Source organism: Desulfuribacillus alkaliarsenatis, assembly GCF_001730225.1.
GTDB classification, from domain to species: domain Bacteria; phylum Bacillota; class Bacilli; order Desulfuribacillales; family Desulfuribacillaceae; genus Desulfuribacillus; species Desulfuribacillus alkaliarsenatis.
Genome location: NZ_MIJE01000030.1, coordinates 109,722 through 129,623, shown reverse-complemented (window position 1 = coordinate 129,623; position 19,902 = coordinate 109,722). Strand labels below are relative to the sequence as shown.

Below are 19,902 nucleotides of genomic sequence, written 5' to 3'. Positions count from 1 at the left end.
TATCCTTATCCACTGTCATGTTAATTTCCTTATTCATTACTTTGTTCATTGCTTTGTTCATCAGTTTGCTCTCGCCACACCTCCGCCCCCAGGGAGGTCAGCTTATCTTCGATTCGCTCATAGCCACGATCTATGTATTGAATACCACTAATTGAAGTTGTCCCCTCGGCACAGAGACCTGCTACAACTAAAGCTGCACCAGCACGCAAATCTGTTGCTCGTACGCTCGCTCCTTGCAGACAGGTACTGCCTTCAATCACGGCAGAGCGGCCTTCTACTTTAACATTGGCTCCCATCCGCTTAAGCTCATCAATATGCTTAAAACGACATCCATATATATTATCTGTTACTATACTACAGCCATTTGCTTGTGTTAACAGGGTAGTAATTGGTTGTTGAAGATCAGTGGGGAATCCCGGGTATGGGAGGGTTTTTACATCAACGGCTCGGTAATCGTGTTTACCTCGAATCAGTAGTTGATCGTCCGCTTCTTCTATCACAACACCTATCTCACGGAGTTTTGCCGTAATCGGCTCTAGGTGTTTCGGTATAACAGAATCAATTATGACTTCACCCTTTGTTGCAGCTGCCGCAATCATATACGTGCCTGCCTCTATTCTATCAGGAATGATAGAGTGTTTACAACCACCTAGACTTTCAACTCCAGTGATTTTTATAATATCTGTGCCAGCACCCTTAATTTTTGCACCCATAGAAGTTAAAATCGTAGCTATATCAATTATCTCTGGCTCCTTGGCTGCGTTTTCTATTATCGTCTGACCCTTAGCCTTGACTGCAGCTAGCATAATATTTATTGTCGCACCGACACTTACAACGTCTAGGTAGATTTTAGCACCGATTAATTTGTCTGCTTTTAAATAAATCATCCCTTGACTCTGTTCAATAGAAGCACCTAAGGCTTGAAAACCCTTCAGATGCTGGTCAATTGGTCGCGGTCCTAGGTTACAGCCACCTGGCAAACCAACACATGATTCTCCAAACTTGCCTAGCATCGCCCCCATTAAGTAATACGATGCTCTTAGCTCTGTAACTAGACCGTTATTAACAGGATTACAAACCATTTTGGCTGGGTTAATAATTAGCTCGCTTTCATTATGTACGACTCGAGCATCAAGCTGTTCTAAAATCTGTTTGTATATACCTACGTCCCTAATATTAGGTAGGTTCTCTATTGTTATCGCATCTTCCCCAAGGATACTCGCTGGGATTAGGGCAACTGCACTATTTTTTGCTCCACTTATTGTCACTGTTCCCTGTAAGCGTCGACCTCCTCGAATAGAAAGCAACTCCATAACATTCCCCTTTCTGCCGTCCATTTTCCACGGCGGAGATAAAGAAAATTAATAACTAACGCAACTGAGATAAACTACAATGTGCACCTTTAAAGGTGCACACCATTCAATCACATTTTCAAGCTATTTTGATTTGTTAGCCTCTTCCCAATCCTGCAGGAATCGTTCAATACCTAAATCAGTCATCGGATGTTTAAGCATGCCTTGAATGACCGAGTAAGGTACAGTTGCTATATGTGCCCCCGCCAAGGCAGACTTAGTTACATGCAACGGATGGCGGATGCTAGCAGCAATGATCTGTGTATCTAGCTGGTGGATTGCAAAGATATCTGCTATTTCAGAGATTAACTCCATACCATCATGCCCAATATCATCTAAACGACCAACAAATGGACTTACATAGGTAGCGCCAGCACGGGCTGCTAATAATGCTTGATTAGCAGAGAAAACTAATGTCACATTAGTTTTAATACCTTCATCACTTAAGGCTTTAACTGCTTTTAGGCCTTCTCCTGTCATAGGTACCTTGATAACAATATTTTCGGATAATGACGCTAGCTTCTTAGCTTCTTCAATCATTCCCGTTGCTTCTAGACTAATGACTTCAGCACTGATTGGTCCGTCGACTATTGAGATTATCTCATTTAACACTTCTACAAAATCTCGACCTTCCTTAGCGACTAGACTCGGATTGGTTGTCACCCCAGAAACCACACCCATAGCATGTGCTTTCTTGATGTCTTCTGTGTTCGCTGTATCGATAAAGAATATCATATATGTAATGCCTCCTCAGTAAAGTTTGCTCTCTTAATCATATTATCCACAAAAACTAGGTGTTTTGCAAACTTCATGAACAATCTCTTTACTAACAGAGAAGACATCAAACGGTTTCATGATTTGTCTATTAATCCCTAAACGTATTGCTTCCTCTAGCATCTCTAGCTCACTATAGGCAGTCATGAGAATCACAGGTACATCCAAATCCAATTCTTTTCGTAGATATCTAAGGGTATCGACCCCACTCATACCTGGCATCTTCATGTCGAGCAAGACTAAATCAGGCTGTAATTTAGGACATACCTGAATCGCTATTTCACCATTGGGTACATCCACTACCTCGACACCTTCACTTCTAAGAACCTCACTTAACAGCATACGAATCCCCGCTTGATCATCTACAATAAGAACCTTCTTATTCACAGAACCCACTCCCAGCGACTTTCTAGTTTTTCATACTTATTTGATACTAGTCTAAAAGTTAATACACAATACCATCGATATAGCCATTGCAATACTAAATATCTATAAATGCGTTATAATAAGTCTGTATATCTAATTCTATAGTCCTACTAATATTCCTGCTTTTTATCAAGAGTTTTTTTCCATTAAATAACTGCTTAATTCGACAACCTTCGACAATCCCAATACATAAAAGTAGCCCTGGCTCTTCCAGGGCTACTTTTTAGTCGCTATCTTAATCGGTGTTTCAGACGCAATCTTCATTCATATGCTTGTATCTAACTTTAGTAACGTTTACTCGCTTCCTTTAGTCGCAACTGTCGCTTCTACGAACTTAGCAAACAACGGCTGCGGTCTATTTGGTCTAGATATAAATTCTGGATGGAATTGACAAGCAACGAACCAAGGATGGTCTTTAAGTTCTATTATCTCCACTAACCGTCCATTCGGCGATGTACCAGAGAATACCATGCCACCAGCTTGCATTGCTTCTCTAAATTGGTTATTAAACTCATAACGATGACGATGACGCTCATACACTAATTCATCATTATATGCCTCATAGGCTTTAGTGTCTTCAGGAACCTTACAAGGATAAAGCCCTAAGCGCATGGTGCCACCCATGTCCTCTACATCCTTCTGGTCAGGTAGTAAATCAATTACTGGGAATTCCGTTTCTGAGTCAAATTCCGTTGAATGGGCACCCTGCATATTTAACACATTGCGGGCAAATTCAATCACAGCTACCTGCATACCTAAGCAAATACCGAAGAACGGAATCTTGTTTTCACGGGCATATTTAATAGTAGCAACTTTCCCTTCAACACCACGGTCACCAAAGCCACCTGGCACTAGTATTCCATCGACATTCTTTAATAAATCTGCTACGTTTTCTTCATTCACATCTTCAGATTGAACCCAGGATATATCTACCTTATAGCCATGCTGAATACCTGCATGATTTAATGCTTCTGCGATACTAAGGTATGCATCATGCAATGCTACGTATTTACCTACTATGGCTATCTTAACTGTCTTAGTTAGGTTTTTTACACGATTAACTAATTGGATCCATTCCGTCATATCTGCCTTAGGCTCACACTTAAGCTGCAGGTGACTCACGACGTACTCGTCCAATCCTTCTGCTTGTAAGTTTAACGGAACTTCATACAGCACATCGGCATCACAGGCTTGAATGACAGCATCTTGGTCAATATCACAAAACTGAGCTAGCTTCGCCTTTAAATCGTCAGAAATCATTTGCTCCGTACGGGTTACGATAACATTAGGTTGAATACCAATGCTGCGTAGCTCTTTTACGCTATGCTGAGTTGGCTTAGTTTTAATTTCACCTGCTTTATTAAGATACGGTAAAAGCGTTACGTGAATGTACATGACATTCTCACGGCCAATATTACTTTTAATTTGGCGGATTGCTTCAAGGAAAGGCAGACTCTCAATGTCCCCTACAGTTCCACCAATCTCAGTAATTACAACGTCTGGGCTTGTCTCCTTCGCTGCCATGAAGATACGCTCTTTAATCTCATTAGTAATATGCGGAATAACCTGTACCGTGCCACCGAGGTAATCACCTTTGCGCTCCTTCGATATGACTGACCAATATATCTTACCTGAAGTTACATTGTTATATTTAGAAAGATTTACGTCTATAAATCGCTCGTAGTGACCCAAATCTAAGTCTGTTTCCGCACCGTCGTCTGTTACAAATACCTCTCCATGCTGATACGGACTCATAGTGCCAGGGTCTACATTTATATACGGGTCAAATTTTTGAATAATTACTTTAAGCCCACGGTTTTTAAGTAGTCTGCCTAAGGATGCTGCTGTAATCCCTTTCCCTAATGAAGATACAACACCACCTGTTATAAATATATATTTGGTCATAAAAAAAAGCCTCCTCGATTTGTTTCCTCCGCATATATTACAGATTCTAGGTAAAGGTGTCAAGTGAAAAAAGCCGCAGTTCTACCACTTTCTATATACTAGAAAATCCTGCGGCTCTAAATCGCTTTTAAGCATTTTTACTAAAGCCGATCTTCGTCGTCCTCGTCCTCAGCTTCAGTATCAGCTATATCATATCCCTCATCTTCATCTTCATCATCTTCTTCTATATCCTCATCCAGGCTATCATCGATGTCAAATTCATCATCAACAGGATCGTCGATGTCTATGTCAATATCTTCATCCACATCTACATCATCCACATCATCTTGTTCATCAATATCTGTATCATCTAAGTCATTATCGTAATCGTCATCCATGTAGAACTCATCATCAAGATCATAATCATCATAATCATCGTCATTACGCTTAAAGCGTTTTGGCGTTGGCCCTGTTTTAGCCGTCTTCTCTGATGGATACCATCTCTTAAGACCCCATACATTAGACCCTATCGATAAGAAACGTCCATCAATATTGATTTCTGAATATATAGTCGCCATAACTTCCATAAGATCGTCTTGACTTAATCCTTTCCGATGTCCAACCTCTAACAACAAATCCTTATAATGAAACGTATTTCCCGATGAATTTAAAATTTCGTAGGCTAAATCCACATAGGATATATTCTTAATCTCTTCTTCAGTCAACTGTACACTAAATTGCTCTGACATTCACAGACACGTCCTTCCTGCTATTTCCTATAACATTACATACATCACTATTGTATCCAAACTACTACCGATGTCAAACATTTTATGTTAAATCTATTGATTATTTGCTAACATCCCTTGAAATGTTAAGAATAATCCCCGTGGCTATTAGTGTTACCAACAGGGATGAACCACCATAGCTAATAAACGGCAACGTCAATCCTGTTACTGGGAGCATACCTATTGTAATTGCAATATTCATAAATGCTTGCACCGATATCATCACCGTTAAGCTTAATGCTAGCAAGCTACCAAATGGATCCTCAACCTTAGACGAAATCAACAGGCCCCTCCATAAAAACAATGCAAATAGCAGAATAATTGATATAGCACCAATCAACCCTAGCTCTTCTCCAATGATAGAAAAGATAAAATCTGTATGGGGTTCTGGTAGGTAAAATAACTTCTGCAGTCCTGCACCAAACCCAACACCTGATATACCACCGTTACCAAAGGCATAAAGGGAATGGATTATTTGATAACCTTCCTTTAAGGAGTCAGCCGCCCATGGGTCTAAAAATGTCATTAAGCGTTTAATACGGTAAGGCTTCCAAATCGCCATTATAATAACCAGGGGCAGCATGGCAACTCCAACAAGAAAAAGGTGCTTAATTCGTGCCCCTGCACTGAAGAGTAGCGTAAAGGTTATAATCGCAATTATAACTGCTGTACTAAAATCGGGCTGGAGCATAATTAAGCCGAAGCATATCGCTAGCATTATTAAAATCGGCTGTACAGTCTCCTTAAATTCATCCATCCTATCCAAACGTTTGCTTAGATAATGCGCAAAATAAATACTGATAACAACCTTCAATAGTTCGGATGGTTGTATTAGTATCGGGCCAAAGCCTATCCAGCGCTGGGCAAAATTCCGCTCAACTCCGATTCCAGGAATCAACACGATTACTAACAAAAAAAGCGTCACAAAAAACATCAATGGTGATAGCTTCCTAAGAAATTTATATGGTATGTTCATAGTAATTAATAGTGCAATAAAACCAAGAATTGCCCACATAAGCTGTCGTGTGAAAAAGTAGCTAGCATCATGATATCTCTCAAAGCTGATGGCAAAGCTAGCACTATATACAGCAACAAGACCAAAGCAGGTTAATACAAATGTAATTGTCAGTAGAAAAAAATCTGGAAGTTTACGCTCTTGCATTCACATCACACCTATGCTTATATCATCATTATACTCTAAACAGATAGTATTCTATATAAAGAGCAGCTTTTCCTGCATAGTGTAGAGAAAACTTTCACTAAAGCTATACAAATTTTAGTGCAAAATAAGCAGCCGACAGATTTGTGACCTGTCGGCTGCTTTAATTAGTGAATATAAGTCGTGCTATTTTCCTGCTAGAGTTGCAGTTTTAACCTTAACCCTCGGCTTATCTTTTAACACCTTAGCGTTTTCGTCCTTATCTTTAGCTTTTGCTTTCTTAAAGTCGAACTTTATCGTTCTGCGCTTGTATCTAGCCAGGTGCTTAGGCACTAAGCTCATAGCATTACCACTTAAAAGTCTGCCAACACCAGTATTAGAAGTCGCTTCATCATAGGCAAGCTCACTTTGATACTGAACAGATCCGTCCTTGTTAGCTTGCTGTCCATTCATCGCACTTTCATGGTCATAGTCATGGTCATGCTCACAGCTCGGCGGACACTGACTGTGCTCAGCCGACGGGGCTGGTTCTGGGTACACACAGATAACACCTTCGAAGTTCCGTAAAATAACCTTGCCTTCTCCTTGGGATATCATATACTGCGGTCCTACTGGAATCTTACCCCCACCACCTGGTGCATCAACGACAAATGTTGGGACGGCATATCCCGAAGTGTGTCCACGTAGCTGTTCAATAATTTCTATACCCTTAGACACCGGTGTTCTAAATTGCTCAATCCCTTGTGATAAGTCACATTGATAAAGATAATAAGGGCGAATACGCATTTTTACCAGCTCGTGAACAAGTTTTTTCTGTATATGGGCACAATCATTGATTCCCTTCAATAAAACTGTTTGATTTCCTAATGGGATTCCTGCATCCGCTAACATAGCAATTGCTTTCTTCGATTCAGTTGTAATTTCCTTCGGGTGATTGAAGTGCGTGTTTAACCAAATTGGATGATACTTTTTCAGCATGTTCACGAGATTTTCAGTAATACGTTGCGGAAACACAACAGGTGCACGAGATCCGATACGGATAATCTCTACATGCTCTATAGCTCGGAGCTTCTTAATGATATACTCCAGTTGTTGATCACTGATCAATAGTCCATCGCCACCAGATATTAGAACATCACGTACTTGTGGAGTATTTCTAATATATTCGATAGCTAGGTCAATGCGGTCCTTTGGCGTTGACTCATCGTTGTTTCCTGCATATCTTCTTCTTGTGCAATGTCTGCAATACATGGAACATTGGTCAGTGACTAACAATAACACGCGGTCAGGGTACCTATGGGTTAACCCCGGTACTGGTGAATCGGTATCCTCCCCTAACGGATCTTCCATATCGGAGTCCGAGAACGATAATTCATGGGACATTGGAACCGCTTGCATACGCACAGGACAGCATACGTTGTCTGGGTCCATAAGTGTTGCGTAATATGGCGTAATTGCCATTCGTAGTGTGCCTAATACACCTTTAATACCATCCTCTTCTTCAGAACTTAGATTAATAACCTGCTTCAACTCTTCAACTGTAGTAATTCTGTTTGCTAATTGCCATTTCCAGTCATTCCATTTGTCTTCTGATACATCACTCCAAATAGGAATTTCTTTATAGTCTCTCATGGTATTAATGATTACACCTCCATTATGATTCATTAATATATACCCTCTTCTCAATTTTCTAAACATTAGTGTTTCCAATAAATATAAATACTAAATTAAAAAAACAAAAGAGCTACTTAGTATATTATTCCAAGTAGCTGTGAAGCTTGTTTTTTAAATTATAACTTAAACCTTGACAGCATCTTCTTGCTATCATTAGCCACGCTTTGTAATTCTATAAATCGCTCTACAATTTCATCTATCATTTGCTGCTGTCTTGCTACCTCTAATTGCATAGAATTAGCACTTAAAATATGTGTTTCTGCATTGTTTGTTAGCTCCGCTAAAGCAGCATTTACTTGTTCTGTGCCTGCCGACATCTGTTCAGATATCGCCGACAATTCCCCCATATCATCACTAACTAATTCTACAGATTTACTTATATTTTCGAAAGCCTGTTTTACCTGCTCAATTAACTGAATTCCTTGCTTTGCTTCATCTCTACTTCCGTCAGCAGAATCGTTTGCCTCTAATGTACTTAAGCGCACATGCTCTAAAATTTCTTTTATTTGTATTGCTGACTGACCTGATTGATCTGCAAGTTTACGTATTTCATTAGATACTACAGCAAAACCCTTTCCTGCTTCCCCAGCTCTTGCAGCCTCAATTGCTGCATTTAAGGCTAGTAGATTTGTTTGCGCTGCTATATCCGTTATCATCTTTAATGCAACTTCTATCTCTTTAGTCCTTTGCAAGAGTGAGTCTATAGCCTGTTTAGTATTTTTGTTACTATTCTCTATGCTTTGCATGCGTTTTACTGCTTGATAAACTGTTTCGCTACCAGCTTCAGCCTGTCTACGAACATCAATCGTATTACTTGCAATTGTTGATGCAGAAGTAGCTACTCTACTTACACCTGCAGCCATTTCTTCCATTGCTAGCATACTATCCTTGCTACCACTAATTTGCTCGTTCATAGCGTCCCCTACACCCTGTGCCTGGTTAGCTACATTAGCAGAGATACCTTTAACCTCATTTGCTTGTAAAGATAGTTCTGATACTGAGCTATATAATGACTGCGAGGTTTGCTTCACTTTTGTAATTATTTCGCGAAAATTATTAACAATACTATGAATACTGTTAGATAGGATACCGACTTCATCACGTCTTTGTTGAAATTCAGTAGGAATCTCGACCGTCAATAGTCCATCAGATATTTCCTTTGTATATCCAGCAAGCCTACGAAATTGATTGCCAATTTGTCTCCCGAACAACATAGAGCCAATGAGACAAAGCAAAGCACCAATTGCAGTTATCGACGCTGATATGGTAAAGGTCTGATAGATATTCGATTCTACGAGTTTTTCAGTGTGCAAAAATTCTTGCTCTAGTACTGCTACAAAGCCTTGTAATATTTCACTTAATTGCTGCTGCGTAGCTAACATATCCTTGCTAATACGGGCATAATTATTTAATAGCTCATCTGCACTCACTAGTCCACGTTGCTGTTGATTAGCTATAATTCGCTGATATTGTTCTTCGTAAAGCTCGAGATTCCCCTCCACTCCCTGTATATAATCAAGATAGTTATTATTCTTGTCTTGTTCAATTTCAACTCTCAACTGTCCAAAACTATTTTGGACATGCATGTTAATCTCTCTATATTCATCAAGAACTTGAAAATCATTACTGATTGTAAAATATCCTATTAATCCATACATATAATTAACTGATTCATTAATACTATTCACTATACTCAAACGTTCACTTGTTATTGACAGGTTATCAAAAGAATCTCTGACTTCCTTTAAGGTAAGAAGTGAGTAGCCTACAATACCGCAAAAGATAGTTACAATAATCAAAAAACTAACAAGTAATTTAATTTGCAAAGGGAAATTCTTCATATAATGCACTCCCTACATTTTGTCCTGAGCTGTACCTTAGTGATAATCGTATTTATTAATATAGGCTAGGATTATTTATTAAACCCTAGCCTATATTATTTATGCTGTTATTTATAAATTTGTTATAATTTTATGCTTGTTTTATGCTTGTTTTTTTACGGAGTAACTACTGGTAATTCTTGACCATTTGTTCTCTCAGGGCTCATCCAGCCTTGGTTAATTCCGTATAACAATGATACTGCGTCATAGCCATTCATACGAAGCAATGCTACAGTTTGACCTGCGTTATTACCAGACCAACAAGCTACAACAATTTTCTTATCTGTTGGGAATTGACCCATGTTGTTGGCAATATCGCCCCACGAATAGAAATATGATCCTTCAATATGACCTTGGTCATAGTTATCAGCCTTTGGTCCACGGATGTCTACTACATAGAAATCGTTAGCGTTAGCTTCTAGAGCTTCATATAATGCTACTGGAGCAATTAGGTTACGAGTTTCAGGAGTAACGATTGATCCAATAAACTCTTCTGCTGCTTCCCAAGCTAACTCGTCAGCTTCAGAAGCTGGAGATGATACTACTGGTGCATCAGCTAATGGGTTATCTCCTGTACCTTCTAACGGAAGCTCAGCTCTTGTCCAGTTACCCGATCCACCAGTGATTGCATAAGAATTAAAGCCAGCTAAATTTAATGCTCCATTGATTTGGTTTGCTGTTTGACCAGAATAACATAAAACATATACTGGTTTGTCAGAAGGAATACGATCTAAAAGTCCTGCAAGCTCTCCGCCTACAAAGTTCACATTGTAAGAACCTGGAATGTGAGCTTCAGCAAAATCCCCAGGCGCTCTTACATCAAGTACAAAAATATCTCCATTTTGAATGTCTTCCCAAGCTGCAGCTGGTGCCTTCATAAAGCTTTCTCCTGCATCACGAGCAGCAGCAAAATCCATAGCGCGATCTAATGCAACTTCAGCAATTGTTAATTTTGGCTCTGGAGCTGGCTCTGGAGCAGCAGGTGCTTCAGGCGCTGGTGCTGGAGCTGGCGCTGGATCTGGAGTTGTTGATGTGTCGCCACCACCGCAAGCAACCAATGTTACAGAAAGAACTAATGCTAGTGCTAACAGCATTGCTTTAAAACTTTTGTTCTTAAACATGTTTAATACCCCCACTTTTTGTTTTTTTATAGTAAACCAGCAAATTTGCTGGCCAACTAACTAAGTTATTGCGGCAATTCCCAATCTGGATATTCATAGCTTCCTGCTTCAGGATATACTAAGGCATAATCTAAATAAAATGAATATTCATATCCTAAATCTTTAAAAAATTGATCAGACCTTGCAGCTCTACCACCTGCTTTACAGTGTGTCAATACTAAGTCTGTCTTAGCAATACCCATAGACTCAAATGTTTCAGCAATAATCGCTGGGTTATCTTGAATGTCCGCGCTATTAAGATTAATAGAATCTGGCAACATACCGTCTTCTGCTAATTCATCTGGCCTACGTAAATCTACAACTACAGCAGCATCCCCAGATGTATACAAGCGATCCCATTCTGTTGGATTTAAACCATAACGAAATTCGCCTTCCTCTGTGAAATATACTCTATCCCTTAATATAAAGGTGTTTTCATAACCTTGAGCTAAAAAATGCTCTAAAGCTCTACCAGCTCTTCCGCCAACTGCGCAATGTACTAGTATAACGCTATCTTTATCAACACCTAAATCACCTAATGTTTCTGAGATAATTTCTGGACTCTCAGTAATATTGTCGTTATTGATATTAATAGAATCAATAAACTTACCTAGTTCCTCCAATTCATCTGGTCTACGCACATCTACAACTACGTAATCACCTGTATTGTAAAGTTCCAGCCATTCTAATAATGTTAATTCATAGGTGTCTGGTAATGCTAATGTTGGTTCTGCTTCAGTTGCTGGTTCAGGCGCCGGTTCAGGTGCAGGAATTGCTTCTGAAGCTGGTGCTGGCTCTAGATCTGGTGCTACAGTAGTGTCTCCACCACCACAAGCAACTAGCGTCACTGAAAGAGCTAACACTAGTGCTAGTAGTAAAGCTTTAAAACTTTTGTTAGTAAACATATTATCTCCCCCTACTTATTATATTTATTAAACAGCTATTTCCTGTCTAGCAGCCTTAGGCGATAAATCTATACATATCATTAAACTACTAGACATATTAAAATAGCCGTTAATAACTACTCTAAAATTCGAAGGATCCGTCGCTCGAAATACGAATCGCACTATTTAGATAGAACGTATTCTCATAGCCTAACTCGTAAAACTTATCAGCTACACCAGCAGCCCTCGCACCTGCAGCGCAATGAATTAACACTGTCACGTTTTTGTCAGCTGGTAATCTTTCAAGGATAATATTTGGATTTGCTAAGATGTCACGATCAACAATATGAACAGAATTAGGAATTGCTCCTGCTGCACGTTCTTCCGTTGTTCTTACATCGACAACAACTTTATTTGATACTTCATTGAATTTCTTTTGCCATTCACCTGGAGGAAGTGCTAGATTCGGCTTACCACCTGTGATATCAAAGCTGACTCCACCTGCTTGTGCTCCAAAAGTCGGTAGCCCCGCTGAGTTCCATGCTGGCATACCACCTGCTAAAACCTTAATATTGGTGTAGCCCATACTTCTAAGCAATCTTGCTTCGGCGTGACTCTTACCACAGAAGAAGCCGCCACAATAGATAATAATTTCTGTTGATTTATCTGTTGGGAATGTTCTTGCAAATTTCGTAAATACAGAGTCATCAATTGGATATGATAATGGAATGTGTGACTGGAACCAGCTCGCATACGGTCTCGCATCAATAATTATTACTGGTTTTGTGTCTGCACCCATCATGTAATCATCTGTGATTTTAGTTGCTACATATTCAGGTGTTGTTACATAGTAGTTGTTTTCCTCTGTCCAAGCATCTGTACCCTCTTGATATACCCAGACGTTGGTATATCCCATTTCAATTGCTTTGTTAGCTGATGCAGGACTTAATGGACAGTGCCAACCACCACAATAGAATATAAGCATCTTATCTTTGTCTTCTGGCAAACGATGGGCAAACTCTTCAAACTGCGCATCAGGGATATTGATTGCACCGTTAATATGAGCTTCGTTGTAGCGCGCTACAGGACGTGAATCAACGATTACAAAACCCCATTCTGGCGAATACTGTTCATACTTTTGTCGCACCTGGCTTATAGGGCTTGTTTTTGCATATAATGCCATTAGCTCAAATGTATCAATATAATTAAGGTGAGCCTCTATAGGAACAGCGTTATCCATTCCTTCAGGAGCTTGCACTCCAGGTGCTTGTGGTGGATCTGCAGGGACCGCTGGTAGTTCATAGCTTCTATCCACTACGTTAGCCGTTGACCCACAGCCAGTTATGACCAATGCTAATACTAGGAGTACAGCTAAGAAGCTAACTGTATTCCGTTTTTTATGTCTGTACACAAGGATTCCCCTCCTTCATTTGACTTGTTTAGCTCGTTGATTTTTTATTTTTTAACTTGTACTTAACTTATGATTTGCTTCCAGCAAATCTAGTTGTTCTAGCCTCAGCCAATTCCTGTTGATGCTTGAGGTTCAGGTGCTTCCGTTCTCTCCGGAGCCTCGTATTTAGCTAAATTAGAAACAACTGGCTTGGCAGGTTCCTCTACTTGCTTTACAGGTACACCCTTACACCCAACAATGGTAGCAGAGCATAGAAATACAACGAGTAGCACAAGAAGTTTTTTCCGCAAAGCTGTCATATTATCCCTCCTTAAGGGTTTAGTTGTTAATAGTATGATTGTTTAATTGTCTGATTGTTTAATTGTCTGATTGTTTAGTTACTTATTTTATATTTTTCGTTAAGAGCACTTTCGTTTCTTCTATTACATCAATTAATAGCTCAGTGGTGTATATATAAAACTCATGGCCTTCAACCTTTTCAATTTCTTGCTTAAAATCTCGAATCCAATCGAAATGATCTTTTGCAAATTGTAAGGCCGCCTCATCACTCTCGTGTTCTAGAATGTAACTTTGCAGTTCTAGTAGAACGCTTATATGATCAGGTTTCTTACCTAATTCTTCAGGTATTTCTAGTTGAAATTTCTCGAGCAAATGTTGTACATGCAGGGCGCTATCTCCCATCAGATAACCCTTGCTTTTTGCAAAAGCCATTGTAGCTGTTTCGTCTGTTGTCCAGACCTTGTATATCGACTCCACAGGAGTTGCTGCTGGTTTATCTATACCTATAAAGGCACGGGTATATTCAATACGCATTTCATCAAAGCTCGCAAATGGTTTGTAGATTTGAATTGCAAAATCCATACCCGCTCCATTGACCAGCTGTTTCAGCTCTTCTTGGATGTTTTCCTCACTGATATATTCATAGAATTCACGATTTGGATATTTGTAAAACTCAGCTAATAATTGAAACATTTCGACCATTGCTTGCTTTTGCATATTGTTTTGCATACGCGCCAACACCTTCCCCTGTAGTAAGTTACTGATTATGCTTCTGCGTTTACAACTTTCTCTGCTTTTTCTGCTGGTTCTTCATGTGCATGCTCTTTATAGTCTAGCGGTAGCTTTTGCTCAGCTAGCAAGAATAAGAACAATGCCATCCCTAGTGCTCCGATGATAACTCCCCACGCTGGTAATGCAGTATGGTATACATGTAGCACCGTTTCTTGTAGTCCATCTACGACTTTAAGTGGTACAATCTGACCAGCCACGACTAAATCGTAACGCATGAAGAATATCCCAATCATTGTGAAAACCGAAGCGATAAAGACTCGCCTCACTTGGAAACCGCCTGGTAGCATAAGAATTAGGAATGGTATAAGCATGCCAAATCCTACTTCAAAGACCCAGAAATTAAATGCCAATGGCCCACTGATAAGCGCCATTACACCTTCGTACTTACCGTACATACCACCATATAATCCAGTAATTAACTTCCAAGTTACGAAGAACATCGTCATTCCAATAAACATAGCAAGTAACTTACCTAGTACTGGTACGATATGTTCTCCTTTGTATTTAACCGTTCCACCTTTTTTCTCTACAAAGTAAAACATGATTGAGAGAATAGCAGCCCCTGACAAGAACGCTGACATGATAAAGTAGATTGATAGATACGGTCCTGCCCAGAATGGTCTGGCATTGATAAATCCGAATACAGCACCTAGGTTACTGTGGGCAGCAATCGCTGAAATAAATGCTAATGTTCCAGCTATAGTTGCATACTTGTGATTATTCTTAATCATAAAGAATAATTCAACGAACAGCAGAACCATATACAGTCCATATAGTGCTCCCATCCACCAAATTGCTGACATGAAATTTGGTGTGAATAGAATCCATATCATATTTAGGGGGCTTCCCAGTTCAAGTCCAATCACGACAAATCCTGCTAGAAGAGTTATGATGGCAAATGTGACTGCACGCTTGCCTATAATTTCAAATCTCTCAATTCCAAACACGTGGCCTAAGGAAGATACTAGGCATAATCCTGTACTAGAAACTACAAAGAATACATATGCCCCTATCATCGCTCCCCATGGTACACGGTCTGTTGTTCCCATGGCAGATTCTCCATTGATTACAATCAATGCTCCACCTATTATTCCGATTACTATCATAACGGCTGAAATAATCATCCATAATTTTGCTTTACTCACGTTCTCACCTCCACACTATTTCTTTACATAATAGATTCTTGGTTTTGTGCCTTTTTCAGTAATAAGTTGATACACATCAACCTTAGCCATCTTTTTACTAATTTCACTATTTGGGTCATCCAAGTCACCAAAAGTACGAACGCCACACATACATGTGCTTGCACACGGCGGCTCTTCACCTTGAACTACAGTATCAGCACAGAACTTACACTTCTCTGGTACACGATCATCGTTTAATGTCCGCACATCGTAAGGGCAGGCCGTCATACAGTATTTACATCCTATACACTTCCTATGATCAACTAGCACTAATCCATCTGAGCGCTTATATGTCGCGTGTGTTGGACATACATGTAAACACGGTGGGTTGTCACAATGCATACATTGAACAGGTACGATTTCCTGTCGTACATTTGGATATTTGCCACGCTCTCTAAACTCTAAACGATTAAATTGCAAGTGTGGCGGTAGTTGGTGCTGCATTTGGCAAGCAATTTGGCAGGCTCCGCATCCAGTACAACGGGAAGCATCTATTAACATTCCGAATTTAGCCATCTTAGCTTACCCCCTTTGTAATGCTTACAATTATTTCTTGGCAATTAGTTCCGCCTGCCATTGGCTCAACCATTACCTCCAGGAAGTCATTAAAGTTTACACCTATCCCATAACCGTTCTTTTGTCTTGGCGAATAGTTACCATAGGAGTTTGCAACCCAGACACAGTCAGGGTGTAGCAATTCAGTAACTTTAACTTTCGCTTGTTTCGTGGATACGGACGAGTGAATTGTTACAACATCACCATTTTTAATGCCAAGTTTTTCAGCACGTATTGCGTTCATCCACATCCATTCTCCGTTATATTTTTTCGTCATTTCTAACAGGTATGGATTATTTGAAGTGACACTATGGGAATGCCATGGTTGTTTTCCATGAATTAAACGGAATTCATTCTCTGCTTTCGGCCAAGTAGCCGGTGGTACCCATGTTGGGAATCCACTAAATCCATGCTCTGCATACTCAGGTACACTGAAATTGACTTTTCCTGTTGAAGTATTATGCTCGGATGGAATTCCTTCTACGAAATGACTAGTGAATTCTATTACACCTTCCTCATACAATCGTTCGCGACTAACATCTTCAATCGTTGTAAGTGCTGCTTCAACCTCTTCATCTAACGTAAAATCAAAATACCCTTCATATCCCATAGATGTTGCTATTCCATCAATTATGTCCTTAAGGTGTCTTGTGTTATGAATTGGCTCAAGCGCCGTTTGACGTATTGCTATTTGTGGATAAATGTGTGCCACATGACCATTAACATTACGAGGGGCTTCCGTTCTTTCCAAATAGTAATGTTCTGGTAATACATAATCAGCTGTGTAAACTGCTGTTTCATTCCAATCTGTTGGAATTACAACCACAAGCTCGGCATTTTTGATTTTTTTCTGTTCTTCTGGATTTGGTGCCGTACGTAATGGGTTGTAATGATATATAAATACTGCTTTGATAGTGCCATCTTCAATCAACTTCGGTGTAAGCTGAGCAATTCCGCGCCCTGGCTCAACTGTTGGATACTTTCCAGCTACACCTGCTCCATCAGCTCTGTCGCCTCGACGCTTGAATCGTGGAATTTTACGATCAACTGAACCAAATGGTACATTCTGTGCAGGATACAATCCTCCAATTTTATAGAAGTTGCCTAGTAAGGCATTCACAATAACGTTCATCTGTGCCGTTTGGGTACTATTTGCATAGTGTGCATGAAGACCATGCCAACCTGGTTCTAGGATAGCTTTAGGCGCTTTTGCTGCCATCTCTCTAGCTATTCTGCGAATAGTTTCTGCTGGAATGCCTGTAACCTCAGCAGCCCAGTCAGCATCGGCAGTTTTGTTCGCTTCCCAAAACTCATAAAACCCGTGAACATGACGACCAATAAATCTATAGTCGTATAGATTCTCAGAGATGAGAGTGTGGGCAATCCCTAAGAAGAATGCTAAATCTGTACCTGGACGAATAGGTATCCACTCATCAGCGAGTTTTGCCATTTCATTGTACTTTGGATCGACAACTACTAATTTGGCGCCTCGTTCTAGAGCTTTATGGATTTTTGACATACCGTTTGGAATAATCCCACCGGCAAAGTTACGACCTGCAAATAATAAATAATCTGCATTTTCGTGGTCAGCCGCTAATGAAGATCCTACCATCTTAGGCCATACATTAGTTTTCGATGTAAAGCATGTTGAATAGTGTGTACAATAGTTCGGCGAACCAATTAAGTCTAGGAAAATATCAGCATAGAATTTACCTCTAGGACCATGCTCTACCCAAAGTACTGAATCTCCTGAGTGTTGGTCTACAATATTTGTAAGTTTTTCACCAATTTCAGCGTTAGCTTGTTCCCAACTAATTGGTTCAAAACTATCCCCCACTCTCTTGTACGGTTGATCTACTCTTGATGGATTATATACATCAATAGCAACTCCATGACCACGAGCACATAGTCTTCCTCCAGCTTTTAGGTGTAATGGATGTCCTTCTACTTTCCAAAGTCGGTTGTTCTTCGAGTAAACAGCTTTGGTGCACATACTAGAACAGCCATTACACTGGGTCCACACTTTTTTAAGTGGAGCTTCAGAAGCTACTTTTTTGTGCTCTGAGAAATTCAGATAAACAGGCACAGCAGCAACAGCGCTCGCTGCGGCCGTCGCTTTTAGGAAGGTACGACGGTTGAACTTATTCATACGATTACTCCTTTCCTTCACCTTTATAAATGAAATGTTTTATTCAGATAGCTTTTTTGCAACTGCTTTGTGAAGAATCCTTGATTCTATTTCCACTATATTGCGGCAAATGTCACAGGTCAATTCATCAAAAATTCATAAATTTTTTGAGTACTATTCCGTTTTCGCATAACAGCAGTCTGAGCTTCAAAAAGTGCCATAAGAAATTTTTATAGCCATAAAAAACAAACATATCCTTCGCTGAAGGATATGTTTGTAATAATTATAAAAATCGATTATGCTGTTTTTATAAGCTATAGACTACCATCAATAGTAATGAAATAGTGTAAGAGCTTCAAACTAAGTAGCGAGTTAGAATCCTTATCCCTACAAGCACTCCTAATGTCATAAACAATAAAAACACCCAGCCATGGAGGGATAATGAAGGAATACCCGACATAACGGCACTAACATTACAGCCGTTAGCTAATCGAGCTCCAATTCCCATAAGAAACCCGCCCACGAGCGCTGAAACTACAAAACGGTTATGGGCAACAGAGCGAATTCGGAATTCACCAGCTAATAGAGCTGACATAAAGGAGCCTACTACCATAGCGATTACAAGTGGGACTAATGGATGCCATAGTAAGATTTCAGATTGATCAATAACACGAGCGAAAATCTCCCATTGGCTAATATTTATAAAAAATTTATTTGTAAGACCTGCAAACAAATGGGTCAATCCGCCAGTAATTCCCCAGGTTTTATTCCAGAGGAATACCAGTGATGTTAAAATCGCTAAGCTTATTGCCCCCCATTTGTAGGACCAGGGCTTAAGCAGATTCTCTACTGAAACTTTCTTATAATTTTTAAAATTTGTTGCTGCTACTTCCTCGCTCGCTTTGTTGCTTACTTCAGTTGCATTAGCGTAATTGATATCATATTGATTTTTTGTCTCGACCCATTTAAAGGTCAGGTATATGGATGCAAGGACCAGTAATTGTGCCACCATTGCACCACCTATACCAAAGCTATCTGCTAGAAATAGCTGCGGAAAGCCATAGTTATAATCAACATACAATGGGTAAGTCCAACTACCGATGAGAAGACCAGAAATAAGACCTAAAAATGCCCACCATTGCATAACCAAACCTTCACCCATTCGTATTAATGTACCAGAGGCACAGCCGCCAGCTATAACCATACCGATACCAAACACAAATGCACCTATGACAGTTAAGATTCCGACCGCTTCAAGCTTACTTGTAATTGTAATCGGTGTTTGCAAAGAAACTGCATAGAGAAATCCAAATATTGAAGTAGCTAGGGCTAGATATAACAAGATGCTTTTTGCTAATGTAAAGTTTTGTAATAAGAATACATCCCTAATAGCTCCCACTGTACAAAAGCGTGAGCGTTGAAATACAAAGCCAAAGGATAAACCTAAAAACCAAGCTATAGCTATATTATAATGGGACATTAATGATGTAATTAGTAGAAGCACCGCACTTGCACCAAGTATCATGTAGCCGACCTGTCTTTGCTTCTCTTTGTTCATAACGCCCCTCCTCA

General features: G+C 39.8%; 17 protein-coding genes. All 17 read right to left on the bottom strand.

From position 1 onward, the window contains the following. Positions 1–29: 29 nt before the first annotated feature. The 17 genes from murA to BHF68_RS09065 all read right to left on the bottom strand — a co-directional run bounded on the left by murA (position 30) and on the right by BHF68_RS09065 (position 19,888). Positions 30–1,313, bottom strand: coding sequence for a UDP-N-acetylglucosamine 1-carboxyvinyltransferase (gene murA / locus BHF68_RS09145; RefSeq protein WP_069643342.1), 1,284 nt, complete (start codon positions 1,311–1,313; stop codon positions 30–32). A 123-nt stretch (positions 1,314–1,436) separates the two neighbouring features. Continuing rightward, complete coding sequence (fsa, locus tag BHF68_RS09140) at positions 1,437–2,087, bottom strand: fructose-6-phosphate aldolase (RefSeq protein ID WP_069643341.1); 651 nt, start codon at positions 2,085–2,087, stop codon at positions 1,437–1,439. 42 nt (positions 2,088–2,129) lie between these two features. Then, entirely contained in the window at positions 2,130–2,513 is a 384-nt protein-coding gene (locus BHF68_RS09135; protein ID WP_069643340.1) for a response regulator, read from the bottom strand. A 333-nt stretch (positions 2,514–2,846) separates the two neighbouring features. Further along, on the bottom strand, positions 2,847–4,457 hold the full coding sequence (pyrG, locus tag BHF68_RS09130) for a CTP synthase (RefSeq protein ID WP_069643339.1): 1,611 nt from the start codon (positions 4,455–4,457) through the stop codon (positions 2,847–2,849). A 140-nt stretch (positions 4,458–4,597) separates the two neighbouring features. Continuing rightward, positions 4,598–5,185, bottom strand: a complete 588-nt coding sequence (gene rpoE / locus BHF68_RS09125) for a DNA-directed RNA polymerase subunit delta (RefSeq protein ID WP_069643338.1) — start codon at positions 5,183–5,185, stop codon at positions 4,598–4,600. Between the two features lie 100 nt (positions 5,186–5,285). Continuing rightward, entirely contained in the window at positions 5,286–6,386 is a 1,101-nt protein-coding gene (gene ftsW / locus BHF68_RS09120) for a putative lipid II flippase FtsW (protein WP_069643337.1), read from the bottom strand. Positions 6,387–6,569: 183 nt separating this feature from the next. Continuing rightward, positions 6,570–8,015, bottom strand: coding sequence for a lysine 2,3-aminomutase (gene kamA, locus BHF68_RS09115; protein WP_141706263.1), 1,446 nt, complete (start codon positions 8,013–8,015; stop codon positions 6,570–6,572). Positions 8,016–8,173: 158 nt separating this feature from the next. Then, positions 8,174–9,898 (bottom strand): methyl-accepting chemotaxis protein, encoded by a 1,725-nt coding sequence (locus tag BHF68_RS09110; RefSeq protein WP_069643336.1) that lies wholly within the window; start codon positions 9,896–9,898, stop codon positions 8,174–8,176. 155 nt (positions 9,899–10,053) lie between these two features. After that, positions 10,054–11,058: a rhodanese-like domain-containing protein gene (locus BHF68_RS09105; RefSeq protein ID WP_069643335.1), complete on the bottom strand. Its 1,005-nt coding sequence runs from the start codon at positions 11,056–11,058 to the stop codon at positions 10,054–10,056. 65 nt (positions 11,059–11,123) lie between these two features. Then, complete coding sequence (locus tag BHF68_RS09100) at positions 11,124–12,002, bottom strand: rhodanese-like domain-containing protein (protein WP_069643334.1); 879 nt, start codon at positions 12,000–12,002, stop codon at positions 11,124–11,126. 121 nt (positions 12,003–12,123) lie between these two features. Beyond that, entirely contained in the window at positions 12,124–13,392 is a 1,269-nt protein-coding gene (locus BHF68_RS09095; RefSeq protein ID WP_069643333.1) for a rhodanese-like domain-containing protein, read from the bottom strand. A gap of 104 nt (positions 13,393–13,496) precedes the next feature. Next, positions 13,497–13,691 (bottom strand): hypothetical protein, encoded by a 195-nt coding sequence (locus tag BHF68_RS09090; protein WP_069643332.1) that lies wholly within the window; start codon positions 13,689–13,691, stop codon positions 13,497–13,499. An 82-nt stretch (positions 13,692–13,773) separates the two neighbouring features. Then, positions 13,774–14,400 carry a TorD/DmsD family molecular chaperone gene (locus BHF68_RS09085; RefSeq protein ID WP_069643331.1) on the bottom strand — a complete coding sequence of 209 codons (627 nt, stop codon included), beginning with the start codon at positions 14,398–14,400 and terminating at the stop codon, positions 13,774–13,776. 35 nt (positions 14,401–14,435) lie between these two features. Further along, the gene (gene nrfD, locus BHF68_RS09080; RefSeq protein ID WP_084019330.1) at positions 14,436–15,608 is read right to left on the bottom strand and encodes an NrfD/PsrC family molybdoenzyme membrane anchor subunit; all 1,173 of its coding nucleotides are present in this window, start codon (positions 15,606–15,608) and stop codon (positions 14,436–14,438) included. Between the two features lie 15 nt (positions 15,609–15,623). Next, complete coding sequence (locus tag BHF68_RS09075) at positions 15,624–16,163, bottom strand: 4Fe-4S dicluster domain-containing protein (protein ID WP_069643330.1); 540 nt, start codon at positions 16,161–16,163, stop codon at positions 15,624–15,626. Position 16,164: 1 nt separating this feature from the next. After that, entirely contained in the window at positions 16,165–18,351 is a 2,187-nt protein-coding gene (srrA, locus tag BHF68_RS09070) for a respiratory selenite reductase catalytic subunit SrrA (protein WP_069643329.1), read from the bottom strand. Positions 18,352–18,685: 334 nt separating this feature from the next. Next, complete coding sequence (locus tag BHF68_RS09065) at positions 18,686–19,888, bottom strand: YeeE/YedE family protein (protein WP_069643328.1); 1,203 nt, start codon at positions 19,886–19,888, stop codon at positions 18,686–18,688. Positions 19,889–19,902: the final 14 nt, after the last annotated feature.